Here is a 16,221-nt window from a genome sequence, read left to right as displayed (position 1 = left end):
CCGCCTGCCGCCACCGTCGAACCTTGCCGCTACCAGCGGAATTCGTCGTCATCGAGGACATGCTCCACAGCAAGCGCCTTCCCAAGTGCGGGAATCGGAGTACTTGCGCCGAGCCTGGGCGAGTTGCGTTGCGCGATAGCCGCATTCAGGTGTGATCCGGGTCATTACCCGCCGGTACACCCCCTCGGGCGTGCCGCCGCGCCGACCTCGTGTAAACCCCGCTTTGCGAGACCCACACACGGCTTACCCGGCCGACGCGACGCACCGCCGCGACCCCGATACGATGCGCGCATGGCAAAGCTGAAGGTCTCCGTCGACGTGCCGCTGCCCGCGGAGCGAGCGTGGGCGCACACCTCCAACCTCTCCGAACTCGACAAGTGGCTGACCATGCACGAAGCCTGGCGCAGCGAGGTACCCGAGGAACTGACCGTCGGCACCGAACTGGTCGGCGTCGCCTCGGTCAAGGGCATGCGCAACAGGGTGACCTGGACCGTTACCACCGCCGAGCCGCCGAAGCGCCTGCAACTGAAGGGTTCCGGCAAGGGCGGGACCAAGCTCGGCCTGCAACTCACCGTCACCCCGAAGGGCGACGCCTCCGAGGTGACCGTGGACATCGAGCTCGGCGGAAAGCCGCTGTTCGGCCCGATCGGCGCAGGTGTCGCGCGTGCGGTGCGCGGCGATATCGACCGTTCGCTTGCTCGCTTCGTCGAGCTCTACGCCTGACTCACCGACCACATGACCTACCGCCGCGCCTGATTCACCGCCCCGACCGGCTCACCGCACCTCGGCGTCGCCGAGCACGTCGAAGACCTCTTCGGCGCGGTCGCGGTCGCGATACATCCGCCACGCGGCCTCGGCGAGATCGTCAGGGTCGAGCGTGTGCCCGGCCGCACCGCCGAAGCGGTCGGGGTCCGCGGCGATCATGGCGTGGATGTCCCCGCGCTCGACCAGCCCGCCGATGGTGAGCGTGCCCGCGTAGATTCCGCGTTCGGCAAGCCCCGCGTTGAGGGTGAGCGCGTAATTGCGTAATGCCGCCCCGGCGAGCGCGAGCTGCCCCAGCATCGGCATCGGCCGCACGCTGGACAAACCACCGGCGAACAACAGCGCGCCACTGCCGCGTTCGAGCATGCCGGGCAGGACCACCCGCACCGCGTCCACCGCGGGCAACACCCAGTCGAAGCTCGCACGCACCGAGGCGGCATCGATCTCGGCGATCGGACGCGGCTGCTGGGTCGCGCCGGGCCCGTAGTAGAGCAGCTCGATATCACCGGCGCGCTGGATGTCGGCCAGTACCGCGCCCAGGCGCACACCGTCGGTGACATCCACCGCGTGTGCACTCGCCTCGATGCCGCGTTCCGCGAGATCGGCGAGGTAGGCCGCGTGGCGCGTGCCGCTGCGCGAAAGCACCGCCACCCGGAATCCCTCGTCGCCGAATCGACGGGCCATGGACATACCGAGCCCAGGACCGACGCCGATGATCACTGCCGTTTTCCTACCCATGCGCAACTCTCTCGAAAATATTGAGGGGGCCCTCAATATTTTCACCGTAGCACGAAACCGAGGCACCCCTCGACTTTGTACACTGGAGGCCATGACCAAGCCCCTGCGTCGAGACGCCGCCCGTAATCGGGAGAAACTGCTGCGCCACGCCGCCGACGTCTTCACCGAAGACGGGCTCGACGGGTCACTGGAGGAAATCGCGCGCCGCGCCGGGGTCAGCATCGGCACGCTCTACAACCACTTCCCGCACCGCGACGCCCTCATCGGCGCGTTGTTGCCGCAACGTATCGCCGCGATGGACGAGCTCGCCGCCCGCGCCGCTGCCGAACCGGACCCCTGGCGCGGTTTCGCGACGTTCATCGCGGAATTGCTCGTCCAATTCAGCGTCGACCGTGCGCTGATGGAAGTGATCGCCGGTGGCCACCCCGCCGCGACACAACTCGCCGACGCCTGCCACCGCGGCATGACCAACCTCGCCGGGGTGCTCACCCGCGCCAGGGCGGCGGGCGCGGTCCGGCCCGATGCCACCGATCAGGACGTCATCGCGCTCATCGCGGCCTTGGCGCAGCTGCCAGACCCGCCGGACTCGCCCACTGGTCGCCGCTGCCTGACCTTCGTCCTCGACGGCCTACGCACGCCACAGCCGCAGCGGTGAGCCGCACGACGCCCCTCCCCACGAGGCGACCACCGCGGACAGCCGATCTCCGCCGCGGCTCGACCGACGACGGTGCACCCGCTGGACGAAAAAGGTCCGGCGCCCGCGATACGCGGACGCCGGACCTGGTTACTCGCACGAAACCGACTGCTACACAGTCGTTTTCCCGTAATTCAGACGTGCATGGCCGTCGTCGCCGCCCCGGCGGCCTCGGGGTTCCCCGCCTTCTTGCGTGGCAAAAAATAGGCCGGAATCAAGGTCAGCACGATCAGCACCAGCGCCACGATGAAGGTATTGCTGAACGCGTGCGCGGCCTGGGTGAGGCCGGATTCGAGGACCGAGGGCGGGATCTGCGCCGCCACTTCGGGGCTCGCCTTGGCAAAGATCGCCTGCCCTGCCTCCGGGTGGCCATTGAGCAGATTGGTCAGCACCACCGAGATGGTGGCGGTGCCGATCGAGCCCGCGGTCTGGTTGACGATGTTCATCAGCGTCGTGCCGCGCGCCACCTGCTGATGGGTCAGCGTCTGGATGGCAGCGGTCATGATCGGCATCATCGTGCACCCCATGCCGAGTCCCATCACGAACAGCGCCGCCAGCATCCACGCGTAGGAGGTGTCGGACTCGAGCTGCACGAAGAACGCCGTGCCGACCGAGATCAGCGCGATGCCGACCATCACGACCTTGCCCGGCCCCATCTTGTCCACGATCCGACCCGCGATCGGCATCGACACCATCGCACCGAGTCCCTGCGGGGCGATCAGCAGCCCCGCCCACAGTGCCGACTCGCCGCGCACCTGCTGAAGATAGGTCGGCAACAACAGACCGGAGCCGAAGAAGGCGATCGCGAAGAGCACCATCGTGATCACCGCGAAGGTCATCGCGCGGTTGCGGAACAGATGCAGATCGATCAGCGGATGCTCGGTACGCAACGCGTGGAAGACGAACGCCACCAATAACAGCGCACCGATGATCGCGGGAATCAGCACCTTCCCCGCCACGACGGTCCCCTCGCTGGGAATCGAGGAAACACCGAACAGGAACAGCGCGAGTCCCGGCGAAGCCAACAGCATCCCGACGAAGTCGAACGACTCCGAGGGCTCCGGCTTGTCCGAGGGGAACACGATGATCGAGAGCACCAGCGCGACAATGCCGATCGGCACGTTGATCAGGAAGATCCAGTGCCAGCTGAAGTTCTCGATCAACCAGCCGCCGAGGATCGGGCCGCAGATCGGGCCGAGCAGCATCGGCACCCCGAGCACGGCCATCACCCTGCCGATGCGCTGCGGACCCGCCGCGTGCGTCATGATCGTCATGCCCAACGGCATCAGCATGCCGCCGCCGAGCCCCTGAATCACCCGGAAGGCGATCAGCGTCTCGATGTTCCACGCGGTGCTACACAGCACCGAACCGAGCACGAACAGCGTCAGTGCGACCAGATAGAGCCGTTTCGTGCCGAATCGATCGGCGGCCCACCCCGTGAGCGGGATGACGGTGGCCAGCGCCAGCGTGTACCCGGTCATCGTCCACGCGGCCACGGCGTAGCTGGTATCGAATTGGGTTTGGAAGGTCGGAATCGCCACCGTGACGACGGTGATGTCGAGGATCGACATGATCGCGCCGATGACCACGACGCCTGCGACCTTCAGAACACCGGCGTCGAGCTTCTCTGTTGTCGGAACAGGCTCGGGCGCCTGCGTATCCGGAGGTTGTGTCACCGCTTCAGCGTGGCATTTCCGCGGTCAGCACACCAGAGCTTTTCTGTTCACCCGCAGCTGAAAATGCCTTCAGCGCGGCCAATGCGGTGTACAAGGAGGACTCGGTCGCCGGAAGCAAGGGCAAACGCACTGCGGGGCTGGGAATTCGGCCCTGTGCCGCCAAAACCGCTTTGATCACGGTCGGGTTGGGCTCGGCGAACAACGCCGTGGTCAGTCCCGCCAACCGGTGACCGATCGTCCGCGCCCGCATCGAATCACCCCGGTGCCACGCCGTTACCAAGTCCGCGAACGGCGCCGTCGCCACCACCGCCGAGGCCACGATCGCGCCGGACGCGCCGAGTGCGAGCAAGGGTGAGGCGTACAGGTCGTCCCCGGCGAACACCGCGAATTGCGTGGGCCGCGTACTCATCAACGTGATCGTGGTGTCATCGATGCCGCCGACGGCGTGCTTGACGCCGATGACATTCGGTAGCTCCGCCAGGCGCAGCAGGGTGTCGGCGCTCAGTGTTCGGCCGGTGCGGTACGGAATGTTGTAGATGATCAACGGCACCGGGCTCACGGCGGCCAGGTGGGTGAAGTGCGCGATCACGCCCGCTTCGGACGGCCGCACGTAATACGGCACCACCGCCAGGGCGGCGGCCAGGCTCGGGTCGAGTGCCGCCACCGCGTCCATCGAGGCGGCGGTGGCATTGGCACCCGCGCCGAGGATCAACGGCGCGCCGTGCGCGCGACACACGCGGGTGCAGACCTCGGTGACACTCGCGCGCTCGTCGTCGGTGAGCATCGCGGTTTCCGCGGTAGTTCCGAGCGCGACGAGCCCCGTCGCACCGTCGATGAGCGCCTGCTCGGCCAGGTCGTGCAGCGCGTCGACGGCCACCGCGCCGTCGTCGGTGAACGGCGTGATGAGCGGGACGAAAAGGCCGGTGAGCGTCATGACCCCAGCCTCTCCCCGACCGTGCCGAGCGGTCCAGTTCAGGTTTCTGCGCTCGAGCATAAGCTGGGCTTATGCTCGATGTCCGCAAGCTCAGGCTGCTGCGCGAACTCGCCCACCGCGAGACCATCGCCGCGGTCGCGCAGGCACTGTCGTATACGCCGTCGGCGGTGTCGCAGCAGCTCACCGCGCTGGAGCGGGAAGCGGGTGTGCGACTGCTGGAACGCTCGGGCCGGCGCGTCACCCTGACACCGGCGGCCATGAACCTGGTCGCGCACGCGGAAACCATCCTCGCGGTGCTCGAACAGGCGGCCGCCGAGTTGGCAGGCACCCGCACCGAACTCACCGGCACCCTGCGGATCGGCGCGTTCCCGACCGCCGTGCGCACCATCCTCTCGCCCGCACTCGTCGCGTTGAGCAGCAACTATCCCCGCTTGGAGCTGATGGTTACCGAGCTGGACCCCGTGTTGGCGCCGGACGCGCTGCGCGCGGAATCCCTGGACGTCGCGCTGGTGCAGGACTACGACTATGTGCCGGTGGCACCGGATGCCGCGCTGGACACCGAACCGCTGTTGGAGGAGACGGTCTACCTGGCAGCGTTGTCGGAGGATCCGTTGATGACCCACGCCGAGAGCGCGTGGATAGCCAGCACACCCGGCACACTGTGCCACCGGATGACGGTGCGCGCCTGCGAGGCAAGCGGTTTCACCCCGCGCATCCGTCACCACGCCGACGACTTCGGGACGGTGCTCGCGCTGGTGGCCGCGGGCCAAGGCGTGGCGCTGGTCCCGGAGCTCGGCGCACTGGCATGCCCCGAGGACATCACGCTCACACCCTTGAAAACCCAGCGCAGAACTCAACTGGCCTACCGCCGCGGCACCGGCAACCACCCCGGCGTACTCGCGGCACGCGCGGCCCTACACGAAGCCGTCGCCCGGCGATTCAGCACCCAAACCGAGATTGCAAGATCATCAGGACATCCTGGTGGGTTCACTCGGGTAGCGCCGCCCTGATGTCCTGATGATCTTGGTTACGTCGTGGGTTGGGGCAGCGCGGGCGCGCCGACGCTAGGGAAGAGGCGAGTTAACGCGGGCGATCGTCCCGTAGCGTGCGCGTTAACGGGCCGCGCGAATCGGCAGGACTTCGGTTACGCGGTTGCGAATCGACATCGCCTGGACGGGCGAGTCGAGGTCATTCGGTCACTCGTAAACTGTTGCAACACAACACTTTTCCTGGAAACGCTGATCCGCCGACACGGTGAGCACTCGGCAATACCCAATTGTTCCCGACGTGACCATTCGGAAATGCCGTTGGCGTGAAATCAATTCATCAGCGATCGCACCGATCGCCCGCCACGAGCACAGGAGAACCCGAATGTCCGCACCCACCGAGTCGACCACCGACATCGACAAGGCGATCGAGGCGAACATCGCCGCATCGCTCGCCGAGATCCCGCACCCCGCGCTCCCGCCGGGCACCAATATCTACGGGTCCACCAAGATCTTTCCCGACTACCGCGCCGAGGCGGGCGAAACCTACTTCACTCTCGTCCACGGCATCGCGCACGAATCATCCGTCAGCTTCGTCGCCATTCTCCAGGCGACCCGCGCACTGCGCAAAGGTTTCGACTCCGCGATCTACTTCTACGGCCCCGGCGCCATCAATTGCGTTGCCACCCGAGGCTTTCCGACCACCGGTGCCAGCGGATTCCCCGGCGAACAGAACATCAACGAGGCGCTGACCAGCTTTATCGGCGAAGGCGGCAAGGTATTCGCCTGCCGCTTCGGCCTTGCTTTACACGGCGCCCGCGAGGAAGACCTCATCGACGGCGTCATCCCCGCCCATCCCCTCGACGTGCAGGACGCGCTGATCCATTACGCACGCAAGGGCGCCATCATCAACTCCACCTACCAGCTGTAGGGAGCGCGACCATGACCGAAGTGTCTACGCGGGTGGACCTGGCGTTACGCGGGATTCGTTTCGACGCCCCCGTCCACCGCAGCGGCGGAGCCGGACCGAGCGACGACGGTCATGTGCTGATCGGCGGCACCGGCGCCGCCCTTCCCCTGCGCGCCGACAGCCCGTACGAGATCAACGGCAACCGTCTCCTGCGCGACGGCACCGACCTCGGCCTCACGATCGAACCCGTGCGTAGGCCGAAGTTCTACGACCTGCGCACCGACGACGGTGTCGCCTACGAACAGATCGCCAAGCTGCACGGCGCCAAGGTGCTCGCCACCACCGTCGTACAGACCTGCATCCGCTACGGCGAGGACCAACGCTGCCGTTTCTGTGCCATCGAAGCCTCGTTGCGCGCGGGCACCACGGTGGCGGTGAAGCGTCCCGACCAGCTCGCCGAGGTCGCCGCGGCGGCCGTGCGGCTGGATGGCGTGGAACACATGGTGATGACCACCGGCACCTCGGCAGCGAAAGACCGTGGCGCCAAACACCTGGCGCGCTGTGTGCGCGCGGTGAAGGCGGCAGTACCCGACCTGCCCGTTCAGGTGCAGTGTGAGCCACCCGGCGATCTCGCCACACTGACCGAACTGCGCGAGGCGGGCGCAGACTCGATCGGCATCCACGTCGAATCACTCGACGAGCGGGTGCGCGCCCGCTGGATGCCGGGCAAGGCCACGGTGGCGTTGACGGAGTATCGCGCCGCGTGGGCGGAGGCGGTGCGGGTGTTCGGGCGCAACCAGGTGTCGACCTATCTTCTGGTCGGCCTCGGTGAGGACCCGGACGAATTGGTCGCGGGCGCTACCGATCTCATCGCGATGGGCGTCTACCCGTTCGTTGTTCCGTTCCGTCCGCTGGCGGGCACGCTCGCCGTGGATGTCGACAGCTCCGTCGCACCGCCCGCCGACGTGTTGGCCGACATCACCCGTCGAGTCGGTGCGGAGCTGACGCGGGCGGGGATGCGCGGGGCCGATCAACGCGCGGGGTGCGCGGCGTGCGGCGCGTGCAGCGTATTGAGCAAGGCGGGCGGCTGAACCATGGCGAACATATCCGAGGTCGGGTGGCTGGACCAGACCTATTGCGCGGCAACGGCTTCCACTGATCACTGCGTGTTGTCGGGTCGACCGGGCCCGGTTGCCGCCGACTCCGAGTTCCTCATTCGTCCCGCCGAACGCGCGCACCTGACCGCCTACCGCACCCTGCGCCGCGCGAATTTCGTGGTGGAGCAGGGGTTGTTCGCCGGGACCGACGCCGACGACATCGATGACGATCCGCGCGCCCACATCCTGGTCGCCGTCGCGCCGGACGGTGCGGTACTCGGAGGGGTGCGGCTGGCTCCGGCGACTGCGCAGGACATCGGCTGGTGGACCGGCAGCCGCCTGGTCGTGCGCGGTGGTGCGCGGACCCGCGGTGTCGGGCGTGCGCTGGTACGTGCGGCGTGCGCGTTCGCCGAGAACCACGACGCGCTGCGCTTCGAGGCCGATGTGCAGACCCGGCACGCTCCCCTGTTCACCGAACTCGGGTGGATTCGCCTCGGTGAATCCACGATCGGCGGTGTCGCGCACCTGACGATGCGGTGGCCGATCGACCGGCTCGAACGGCTCGCCAGGTCCGCCAAGGCCATGCTGGCTCGCGCGCTCGCACCGCTGGAGCACACACCGATGGCGCTGGGCGGCAGCGGCTTTCGCGGCGACGACGGCGCACTCGTGCCGGGCAGTGACCTGATCGCGGCCTGCGACGCGATCATCCCCTCGATGGTCGAGCGCGACCCGGAGTGGGCGGGGTGGTGCGCCGCGCTGGTCAACCTGAACGACCTGTCCGCCATGGGCGCCACCCCTGTCGGCCTGTTGGACGCGGTGGGCGCGCCCACCGCATCGCTGTTGACCAGGACGCTGCGCGGTCTCGCCCGCGCCAGTGCCGCCTGGGGGGTGCCGGTGCTCGGCGGGCACACCCAGGTCGGCGTTCCCGCCGCGCTCGCGGTGACCGCGCTCGGTCGCACGGCGGCACCGGTCCGCGGTGGCGGCGGCGCGGTCGGCGACGAGCTACGGCTCACCGCCGATCTCGGTGGCCGCTGGCGGCCCGGTTACCAAGGAAGGCAATGGGATTCCTCGTCCCAGCGCGGCACCGCCGAGCTGCGCGCGCTCGGCGAATTCGTCGCACGCACCCAGCCGAAGGCCGCCAAGGACGTGAGCATGGCCGGACTGGTCGGCACCGTCGGCATGCTGGCCGAGGCGAGCGGCGTCGGCGCGGAACTGCGCATCGATCACATCCCCCGGCCCGCGGGCGCCTCGATGGCGCAGTGGCTCACCTGCTTTCCCGGTTTCGCGATGATCACCGCCGATCGACCGCACCGAAGTATCGCCCCGACCGGCCCCGCCACCTCGACGGCGTGCGGCGCGCTCACCGCGACACCGGGTGTGCGCCTGCGCTGGCCGGACGGCACAACGACAACGGCGGTGCGCGGCACCGTCACCGGATTGGGAGAATCATGAACGCCACCACCATCTCGGTCGCCGCGACCGAATTCGGCCGCGACATGGAAGCCGGGTACCGCACCATCGCGGCGCTGATCGCGACCGCCCGCGCACGCGGCAGTCGCCTGCTCGTCCTGCCGGAGGCGTGTCTCGGCGGGTATCTGCCGAGCCTCGGTGGGGGCGAGGAAAGCGCGCAGGCCAAGCGTCGGAGGCTGCGTAGCCTCCCGCCCGCGCTCGCACTCGACGGGCCCGAGTTACGCCGAATCATCGATATGGCAGGCGATCTCGTCATCACCCTCGGATTCTGTGAGGCCGACGGCGACATCAGGTACAACGCCGCGGTCACCCTCAACGGCGACGGCATCCTCGGCTCCTATCGCAAGGTCCATCAACCGCTCGGCGAGAACCTCTGCTATTCGGCGGGCGAGCACTACCGGGCCTTCGACACACCGGTCGGCCGGATGGGCATGCAGATCTGTTACGACAAGGCCTTTCCCGAGGCAGCACGCGCGCTCGCGCTCGACGGCGCCGAGATCATCGCCTCCCTCTCGGCGTGGCCCGCCGCACGCACCGCGACGGTGGCGCGACTCGAAGACGACCGGTGGAAGCGACGTTTCGACATCTACGACCACGCGCGCGCACTGGAGAACCAGGTGGTGTGGGTCGCCGCCAACCAGGCGGGCACCTTCGGGTCGCTGCGCTTCGTGTGCAGCGCCAAGATCGTCGGACCCGGCGGCGAGTTGCTGGCCGGTACCGGCGTGGAACCCGGATTGGCCACGGCCACCGTGGATCTCACCGAGGCGGTGGGGGCGGCACGTGGCGGTGGCATGTACAACCTGCGCGATCGCCGACCCGATCTGTATCAGAGCGTCGTGCGGCGCCACGGCGTCGTCGGCCAACCCGATCTGCCCGAGCACGAGACCTTGGAGCCCAGCCATGCCTGATATCCGTCACCACGAGGTCGTCGTGATCGGCGGCGGCCAGGCCGGGCTGTCGATCAGCTGGCACCTCAGTCAACGGGGCACCGATCACGTGGTGCTCGAGCGCGAGACCATCGCCCACGAGTGGCGGGACAGCCGCTGGGACAATTTCACTCTGGTGACACCGAATTGGCAGTGCGTGCTGCCCGGCTACCGATACCGCGGCCCCGAGCCCGACGGGTTCATGCCGGGCGCCGAGGTTTACGACTTCGTCCGTGGCTACGCCGACTCCTTCGCCGCCCCCGTGCGGGAAAAGGTGGCGGTGACCTCGGTAACCCGTTGCGCCGATGGCGGTTTCGACATCGCGACCACCGACGGTGCGCTCCATGCCGATCAGGTGGTCGTCGCCACCGGCGGCTACCATCAGCCGGTTGTTCCCCGCTGCGCCGAGAAGCTGCCCGCGGCGATCACCCAGGTGCATTCCTCGCGGTATCGAGGCGCCGACGCGCTGCCCGATGGCGGTGTGCTCGTGGTGGGCAGCGGACAGTCGGGCGCGCAGATCGCCGAGGACCTGCACCTGGCCGGACGCGCCGTACACCTGGTCACCGGTTCGGCGCCGAGGGTCGCGCGCAGGTATCGCGGCCGCGATTGCGTCGCATGGTTGCAGGACATGGGCCACTACGACCGGCCGATCGAAGACCAACCCGGCGGCGTCGGCAAGCGCGAGAACACCAATCACTACGTCACCGGACGCGACGGTGGACGCGATATCGACCTGCGCCGATTCGCCCTCGAAGGCATGCGCCTCTACGGCCGTCTGCGCGACATCGACTCCGGCACCGCCTATTTCGACCCGACGTTGACCAGCTCGCTGGATAACGCCGACGCCGTAGCCGAAGGCATCAAAGACGCCATCGACGCCTACATCACCCGCACCGGCATCCAGGTCGCCACCCAGCCGAGATACGTCCCGGTCTGGCGGCCAGAACGCGAACGCACCGCACTCGACCTCGCCGCGCACGACATCGGCGCGGTGGTGTGGGCGGTCGGTTTCCGCACCGACTACTCCTGGTTGCGGGTCGGCGTGTTCGACGGTGCGGGCCACCCGTGCCACCAGCGTGGGGTCACCACGACACCGGGGCTGTACTTTCTCGGCCTGCCCTGGCTGCACACCTGGGGTTCGGGCCGGTTCGCGGCCATCGCCAGGGACGCCGAGTTTCTCGCCCGCCGGATCGCCACCGGCGCACTGGACACCATCGCGGCCTGACGGCGATCACAATGGCAGTGACCAGGATCGCCGCGCTCGCAGGACATTTCGGCCAGGATATCGGCCGGGCATTGGAGAAGCTGGCGGGCATCATCGAGCGTCTGCGACACGACGGGGTCGAGCTGCTCGTGTTGCCCGACGCGACCCTCGGCGGCTATCTCGGTGATCTCCGAAATCCCGACCCGGTCACCGCGCCCGAGGCGATCGCGGGCGACGGCCAGGAGATCCGGCTGCTGTGCCGGATGGCGGGTTCGATGACCGTCTGCGTCGGCTACGCCGAGCGGGTCGGCGACCTGCGCTACAACGCCGCGGTCTGCCTCACCGGTGACGGTGTGCTCGGCCGCCACCGCAAGGTGCACCAACCGGCGGGCGAGCATCTCGCCTACGCGGCGGGCACCGAGTTCTCGGCCTTCGACACCCCGGTCGGTCGGCTCGGCATGCTCATCGACTACGACAAGACCTTCCCCGAATCCGCACGCACCCTCGCGCTGGACGGCGCGCGCACCCTCGCCGCCCTCTCGGCCTGGCCGGCCAGCATCACCGACCGCGCCTCCCGCATGCCCAACGACCGGCAGGCGCGGCTGTTCGACCTCTACGACCAGGCGCGTGCCGCCGAGAATCAGGTGGTGCTCGCCTCCGCCAATCAGACCGGCGTCACCGGCAACCTGCGGTTTCTCGGACAGGCCAAGGTGGTCGGCCCCGGTGGCGACATTCTCGCCAAGACCTGGTCGAAAGGTGGTCTGGCCGTGGTGGATATCGATATCGACGCCGAGGTGGACCGGGCACGGCGGGTGCTACGTCACCTCGACGAGCGGCGGGTCGACAGCTATCACAATCTCCTGGCGAAAGGGACCGTGCACTGATGCGCATCGCCTTACTCACCTACTCGACCAAGCCACGCGGCGGCGTCGTGCACACCCTGAATCTGGCCGAGGCGCTGGCCGCCGCCGGCGCCGAGGTGACGGTGTGGACGCTCGGGCGCGGTGGCGACAGCGGCTTCTTTCGTCCGGTCCACCCCAGCGTCGCGATCGAAGTGGTGCCGTTCGCCGCCGACGACGCCGAGACCGTCGGGCAGCGGATCATGCGCTCGGTGCGCACCTTGCGCGCGGCCTTCCCGCCGCGGCGCTACGACGTGGTGCACGCCCAGGACTGCATCAGCGCCAATGCGGTGACCGACTGTGTGCGCACGATCCACCACCTCGACACCTTCACCACCCCCGAGCTCGCCGATTGTCATGAAACAGCCCTCGTGCGACCGTACGCGCGGATCTGTGTGTCAGCCGCTGTGGCCGAAGAGGTCCGTGCCGGTTGGGGTTTGGCGCCGACGGTCATCCCCAACGGTGTCGAATACGAGCGCTTCGCGGCCGCGGCAGGCGCGGCGCCCGCGGCCGATGCCGCACGCGCGGCGTGGCGAGAGCGGCTCGGTCGCTACGTGCTCGCGGTCGGCGGTATCGAGCCGCGCAAGGGTTCGCTCGACCTGCTCGAGGCGTTCGCCGTGCTGCGCGCCGACGATCCCGGTCTGGAGCTGGTGATCGCCGGTGGGGAGACATTGTTCGACTACCGCGACTACCGGGTGCTTTTCGATCGCCGCGCGCGCGAGTTCGGCATCAGTCCCCGCGTCCTCGGCACCGTCGAGCATGCCGAACTGCCCGCACTGGTCGCCGCATCGGCGGTACTGCCGTTCTTGTCCACGAAGGAGGGGTTCGGCCTCGCCGCGATGGAGGCGCTGGCCGCCGGTGTTCCGGTCGTCGCCCGTGATCTTCCGGTCCTGCGCGAAATATTCGGCACCGCCGTTGATTTCGCGAGCACACCGACCGAGATGGCCGCGGCGATGACGGCGGCGATGCACCCCGACCCCGTGCGCGCCGATCGAGGGCGGACCCTGGCGGCAGGTTTCTCGTGGGGCAAGGCGGCGGCAGCGCACCTGGACTTCTATCGCGCCCTGGCTCCGTCCGAGTCCGCCACCGCCGGCCGCGCCACGACTGGCTGGTGAGAACCTGCCGTACCAGTCCAATTTATCGAGCCCCGCACAGAACCCGCAGCCAGCGCCCTCGTCGGCGGATCCTACTCATATGCAGGGTCTTCGTATTCCCACATTAATACCGCACGCGACCAGCACCGATGCGTAGCTATGACCAAGCAAACCCTTTTCACAATGACACCGACACCCTAGGGTGAACCTCCGAGCCTCGGAAGGGAAATGATGACTGCCAGCACGCCCGCCGCACCCACCCGCGCACGCAACAAGTTCGTCACCGACAGCTGGAATCGGCTCGCACGCGCCTATGACTTCCCCATCCTGCAACGCTTGGCCTACCGCCCGCCGCAGGACGAGATCCTCGAGCAGCTGCACCTCACCGACGCGCGACGCATCGCCGATATCGGTTGTGGCACCGGCATTCTCGCCTCCCGCATCTACGAAGAGATCGGCCCGGACGTGCTCTACGGCTGCGACGCTTCCGAAGGGATGCTCGCCCAGGCCAAAGCCCGTACACCCGAGGTGAATTGGATCAACCGCCAAGCCGAGGACCTCGGCCTCCCCGACGGCGCCGTCGACGCCGTGGTCTCCACGCACGCTTTCCACTTCTTCGAGCACGCGCCCGCGGTCGCGGAGTTCCACCGCATCCTCGCCCCCGGTGGGCTACTCGCGATCGTCGTCGCCAACCAGCACAATCTGCTCGGCCAGTTCTTCCAACTGACCACGAGCCCGAGTGTCATGTACTTCCCGACGATCGAGGAAATGCGCGACCTGGTCGAAGAGGCAGGCTTCACCCTGCTCACCCAACGCCCCATCCGCCGCCCACTCCCCGGCGCCTTCATCCCCGACGTCCTCACCGTCGCCCGCAAGCACTGAGCCGCGAACCCGTGACGCGGTGCGGTCATCGCGACCGCACCGCGCACCGGCCCGAACGCCGTCAGCCTCCGACGACCACATCCTGAGTGGACACCCCGTTCGGGCACCAGATCGAGACCTTCCTCGGTCCGGCCGGAAGACCGTCCACGAAGAGGTTGCCCGTGGCAGGGACCTCCCAGCTCACGGTTTCCGGCGTCCCGAAGAACGGGTCGACCCGGCACGACGCCAAATCATCGCCTTCCAGCGGCGTCACCGTGACGACCAACCAGTGCCGCCCGGTCGCGATCTCCACCCCCACATCGGCCGACGCCACACCCGCCGTCGCCACCACACTCACCGCGGCCACCACCATCGCGACCGCACCGAACAACATCCTGAACAGTTGCACCGACAGCCTCACCTTCTGCCTCGAATCACCTGGTCGAGCCGTACGCCGAGCAGGCGGCGGGTTCACCCCGACGCAACATTATGCGTCATCGAACCTCGCTGACTCGAAGAATCGCTGCCCGCGGTGGGAATGAACGGAACCGACTGTGCGCCAGCCAGACTCGCAGGCAAGCAGCAGTGCTCGCCGCTGCGGGCACGACCAGTTGCTGGCAGATCGCCGGTGCGGCGCTCCGGTTTCCCTGCGCGCCGAGTGCCACTTCCGCACCAAGTACGCCCACCGTTGCGGTAAGGGGGCGCATAGTCGCGACCTGACCCGATCCGCCGTGCGACGACCAGGGGAAGACCATCGGCCTGTACTCGGCTACGCGGACGTAACAGAGAAATACAGGTGGCTGCTGCGGATAATCAGCACTGCCGCTTCGGTTCTCGTGGCAGGGTCGATCGCCGCCTCAGCCGAGCGTGTGGAAGTGGCCGGGCGACGGGGTGAGCTCGTCGAGGACGACGAGGTTGCCGCCGGCCTTCTTCGCCCGGTACATCGCCGCGTCCGCGGATTGCAGCAGGCGCTCCGGATTGGGGCGCGGGCATCGAACGCAGACGCTCGCGTCGAAGATCGCGACACCGACGCTCGCGGTGACCTCGACCGCGTTCTCCGACGGTTCGGCGACCGCCCGCCGCAGCCGTTCCGCCTCGTCGCGCGCAGCCGAGGCGGCGATCGGCGCGGCCACCACGAATTCCTCCCCGCCGGTGCGCGCCACGACGGCGTCGTCCCCGGCGGCCGCACGGAGTCGGCTCGCGGTCCGCACCAGGACGGTATCGCCGACGCGGTGACCCCAGGTGTCGTTGACACGCTTGAAACGGTCGAGGTCGAAGGTCATGACGCAGATCGCGGAGTCTCCCTCGACCAGCAACGGCAGCCGGATCTCCAGTCCACGGCGATTCAGCAACTCGGTCAGCGGGTCCGACAGCGATTCGGTGCGCAACAGCCAGTAGAGGATCTGCAACGCGGGCAGCGCGCTGACCACGGAGACGAACAACAGCAGCGCGACCGCGATGCCCAATCGCACACCGCCGCCGTCGGTGGCCACGCGCACCGAGAACACGATCACCGCCAGCAGCGACCACGCCGAGTGCGCCGCGAGTGCACGGGCGCTGTGGAAAAAGCCCAGATAGCTGCCGGTGCTGACCAGCAGAACCGTACCCATCGCCGCGTAGAGCGGGTTCGGCACCCGCAAGAACTCCAACACGAAAAGCACGTCCGCGCCGTAGATCAGCACCAACGACTCGGCTTTGCCCGGCCACGGCAGCAACCACCAGCGCAGCGCCCACAACACGCCCGACACGACACCAAGCGTTGTGGCAACGCCGGGGTCGCCCGCCGGTCCCATCGGCGTCCCCCCGATCACCACGCCCATCAGCGCGACTATGGCCCCCGAGAGACCGAGCAGCGCCTTCAGCGGCCCCAAGGCCGAGTGCGCGGCCAATGTGCGCACCAGCCAGCGGTAATCGACCGGGTCCTTCCACCAGGCCCGCAGGGTCTCGCTGACGTTCATCCACTCACCAAT

16 protein-coding genes are annotated in these 16,221 nt (G+C 68.1%); 11 read left to right on the top strand and 5 right to left on the bottom strand.

Features of this window, described 5'->3' with window-relative positions:
- Positions 1-291: 291 nt before the first annotated feature.
- Positions 292-723: a type II toxin-antitoxin system Rv0910 family toxin gene (locus tag ABEA50_RS21965; RefSeq protein WP_345497531.1), complete on the top strand. Its 432-nt coding sequence runs from the start codon at positions 292-294 to the stop codon at positions 721-723.
- A 51-nt stretch (positions 724-774) separates the two neighbouring features.
- Here ABEA50_RS21965 and ABEA50_RS21960 read toward each other — a convergent pair whose 3' ends face one another.
- Positions 775-1,500, bottom strand: a complete 726-nt coding sequence (locus ABEA50_RS21960) for an SDR family NAD(P)-dependent oxidoreductase (RefSeq protein WP_345497530.1) — start codon at positions 1,498-1,500, stop codon at positions 775-777.
- 91 nt (positions 1,501-1,591) lie between these two features.
- Between ABEA50_RS21960 and ABEA50_RS21955 the strand changes: the two genes are divergently transcribed.
- A complete protein-coding gene (locus ABEA50_RS21955; protein ID WP_345497528.1) occupies positions 1,592-2,155 on the top strand; it encodes a TetR/AcrR family transcriptional regulator in 564 nt (187 codons plus the stop codon).
- Between the two features lie 173 nt (positions 2,156-2,328).
- On the opposite strand, the gene ABEA50_RS21950 is transcribed toward ABEA50_RS21955, so the two are convergent.
- Entirely contained in the window at positions 2,329-3,870 is a 1,542-nt protein-coding gene (locus ABEA50_RS21950; RefSeq protein WP_345497527.1) for a DHA2 family efflux MFS transporter permease subunit, read from the bottom strand.
- A 4-nt stretch (positions 3,871-3,874) separates the two neighbouring features.
- Positions 3,875-4,804 (bottom strand): 4-hydroxy-tetrahydrodipicolinate synthase, encoded by a 930-nt coding sequence (dapA, locus tag ABEA50_RS21945; RefSeq protein ID WP_345497526.1) that lies wholly within the window; start codon positions 4,802-4,804, stop codon positions 3,875-3,877.
- 71 nt (positions 4,805-4,875) lie between these two features.
- On the opposite strand from dapA, the gene ABEA50_RS21940 reads away from it, so the two are divergent.
- The 9 genes from ABEA50_RS21940 to ABEA50_RS21900 all read left to right on the top strand — a co-directional run bounded on the left by ABEA50_RS21940 (position 4,876) and on the right by ABEA50_RS21900 (position 14,272).
- Positions 4,876-5,814 carry a LysR family transcriptional regulator gene (locus tag ABEA50_RS21940; RefSeq protein ID WP_345497525.1) on the top strand — a complete coding sequence of 313 codons (939 nt, stop codon included), beginning with the start codon at positions 4,876-4,878 and terminating at the stop codon, positions 5,812-5,814.
- 361 nt (positions 5,815-6,175) lie between these two features.
- On the top strand, positions 6,176-6,721 hold the full coding sequence (locus ABEA50_RS21935) for an MSMEG_0572/Sll0783 family nitrogen starvation response protein (protein WP_345497523.1): 546 nt from the start codon (positions 6,176-6,178) through the stop codon (positions 6,719-6,721).
- An 11-nt stretch (positions 6,722-6,732) separates the two neighbouring features.
- Positions 6,733-7,791, top strand: coding sequence for an MSMEG_0568 family radical SAM protein (locus ABEA50_RS21930; protein WP_345497521.1), 1,059 nt, complete (start codon positions 6,733-6,735; stop codon positions 7,789-7,791).
- A gap of 3 nt (positions 7,792-7,794) precedes the next feature.
- Complete coding sequence (locus ABEA50_RS21925; RefSeq protein WP_345497520.1) at positions 7,795-9,249, top strand: MSMEG_0567/sll0787 family protein; 1,455 nt, start codon at positions 7,795-7,797, stop codon at positions 9,247-9,249.
- Positions 9,246-10,175, top strand: coding sequence for a carbon-nitrogen hydrolase family protein (locus ABEA50_RS21920; RefSeq protein ID WP_345497518.1), 930 nt, complete (start codon positions 9,246-9,248; stop codon positions 10,173-10,175). The genes ABEA50_RS21925 and ABEA50_RS21920 overlap by 4 nt, the downstream gene beginning before the upstream one ends.
- A complete protein-coding gene (locus tag ABEA50_RS21915) occupies positions 10,168-11,418 on the top strand; it encodes an MSMEG_0569 family flavin-dependent oxidoreductase (protein WP_345497517.1) in 1,251 nt (416 codons plus the stop codon). The genes ABEA50_RS21920 and ABEA50_RS21915 overlap by 8 nt, the downstream gene beginning before the upstream one ends.
- Positions 11,419-11,429: 11 nt before the next feature.
- Complete coding sequence (locus tag ABEA50_RS21910; RefSeq protein WP_345497516.1) at positions 11,430-12,281, top strand: carbon-nitrogen hydrolase family protein; 852 nt, start codon at positions 11,430-11,432, stop codon at positions 12,279-12,281.
- Positions 12,281-13,411 (top strand): MSMEG_0565 family glycosyltransferase, encoded by a 1,131-nt coding sequence (locus ABEA50_RS21905; protein ID WP_345497513.1) that lies wholly within the window; start codon positions 12,281-12,283, stop codon positions 13,409-13,411. Before ABEA50_RS21910 ends, ABEA50_RS21905 begins: the two co-directional genes overlap by 1 nt.
- A 210-nt stretch (positions 13,412-13,621) precedes the next feature.
- Positions 13,622-14,272, top strand: a complete 651-nt coding sequence (locus ABEA50_RS21900; RefSeq protein ID WP_345497511.1) for a class I SAM-dependent methyltransferase — start codon at positions 13,622-13,624, stop codon at positions 14,270-14,272.
- A gap of 61 nt (positions 14,273-14,333) precedes the next feature.
- Here the strand turns inward: ABEA50_RS21900 and ABEA50_RS21895 are convergent, their stop codons facing one another.
- Positions 14,334-14,660 carry a hypothetical protein gene (locus tag ABEA50_RS21895; protein ID WP_345497509.1) on the bottom strand — a complete coding sequence of 109 codons (327 nt, stop codon included), beginning with the start codon at positions 14,658-14,660 and terminating at the stop codon, positions 14,334-14,336.
- Positions 14,661-15,108: 448 nt separating this feature from the next.
- Positions 15,109-16,209 carry a GGDEF domain-containing protein gene (locus ABEA50_RS21890; RefSeq protein ID WP_345497506.1) on the bottom strand — a complete coding sequence of 367 codons (1,101 nt, stop codon included), beginning with the start codon at positions 16,207-16,209 and terminating at the stop codon, positions 15,109-15,111.
- Between the last annotated feature and the right edge of the window lie 12 nt (positions 16,210-16,221).

Source organism: Nocardia callitridis (assembly GCF_039543305.1).
GTDB lineage: Bacteria > Actinomycetota > Actinomycetes > Mycobacteriales > Mycobacteriaceae > Nocardia > Nocardia callitridis.
The sequence above is the reverse complement of the archived record's forward strand: the minus strand, read 5'-3'. Positions and strand labels throughout refer to the sequence as shown.

What these genes read in the sequence shown, in the direction of transcription:
- ABEA50_RS21965 (WP_345497531.1), top strand. Translation starts at nt 292, where the DNA reads ATGGCAAAGCTGAAGGTCTCCGTCGACGTGCCGCTGCCCGCGGAGCGA.
- ABEA50_RS21960 (WP_345497530.1), bottom strand. Translation starts at nt 1,500, where the DNA reads ATGGGTAGGAAAACGGCAGTGATCATCGGCGTCGGTCCTGGGCTCGGT.
- ABEA50_RS21955 (WP_345497528.1), top strand. Translation starts at nt 1,592, where the DNA reads ATGACCAAGCCCCTGCGTCGAGACGCCGCCCGTAATCGGGAGAAACTG.
- dapA (WP_345497526.1), bottom strand. Translation starts at nt 4,804, where the DNA reads ATGACGCTCACCGGCCTTTTCGTCCCGCTCATCACGCCGTTCACCGAC.
- ABEA50_RS21940 (WP_345497525.1), top strand. Translation starts at nt 4,876, where the DNA reads ATGCTCGATGTCCGCAAGCTCAGGCTGCTGCGCGAACTCGCCCACCGC.
- ABEA50_RS21935 (WP_345497523.1), top strand. Translation starts at nt 6,176, where the DNA reads ATGTCCGCACCCACCGAGTCGACCACCGACATCGACAAGGCGATCGAG.
- ABEA50_RS21930 (WP_345497521.1), top strand. Translation starts at nt 6,733, where the DNA reads ATGACCGAAGTGTCTACGCGGGTGGACCTGGCGTTACGCGGGATTCGT.
- ABEA50_RS21925 (WP_345497520.1), top strand. Translation starts at nt 7,795, where the DNA reads ATGGCGAACATATCCGAGGTCGGGTGGCTGGACCAGACCTATTGCGCG.
- ABEA50_RS21920 (WP_345497518.1), top strand. Translation starts at nt 9,246, where the DNA reads ATGAACGCCACCACCATCTCGGTCGCCGCGACCGAATTCGGCCGCGAC.
- ABEA50_RS21915 (WP_345497517.1), top strand. Translation starts at nt 10,168, where the DNA reads ATGCCTGATATCCGTCACCACGAGGTCGTCGTGATCGGCGGCGGCCAG.
- ABEA50_RS21910 (WP_345497516.1), top strand. Translation starts at nt 11,430, where the DNA reads ATGGCAGTGACCAGGATCGCCGCGCTCGCAGGACATTTCGGCCAGGAT.
- ABEA50_RS21905 (WP_345497513.1), top strand. Translation starts at nt 12,281, where the DNA reads ATGCGCATCGCCTTACTCACCTACTCGACCAAGCCACGCGGCGGCGTC.
- ABEA50_RS21900 (WP_345497511.1), top strand. Translation starts at nt 13,622, where the DNA reads ATGACTGCCAGCACGCCCGCCGCACCCACCCGCGCACGCAACAAGTTC.
- ABEA50_RS21890 (WP_345497506.1), bottom strand. Translation starts at nt 16,209, where the DNA reads ATGAACGTCAGCGAGACCCTGCGGGCCTGGTGGAAGGACCCGGTCGAT.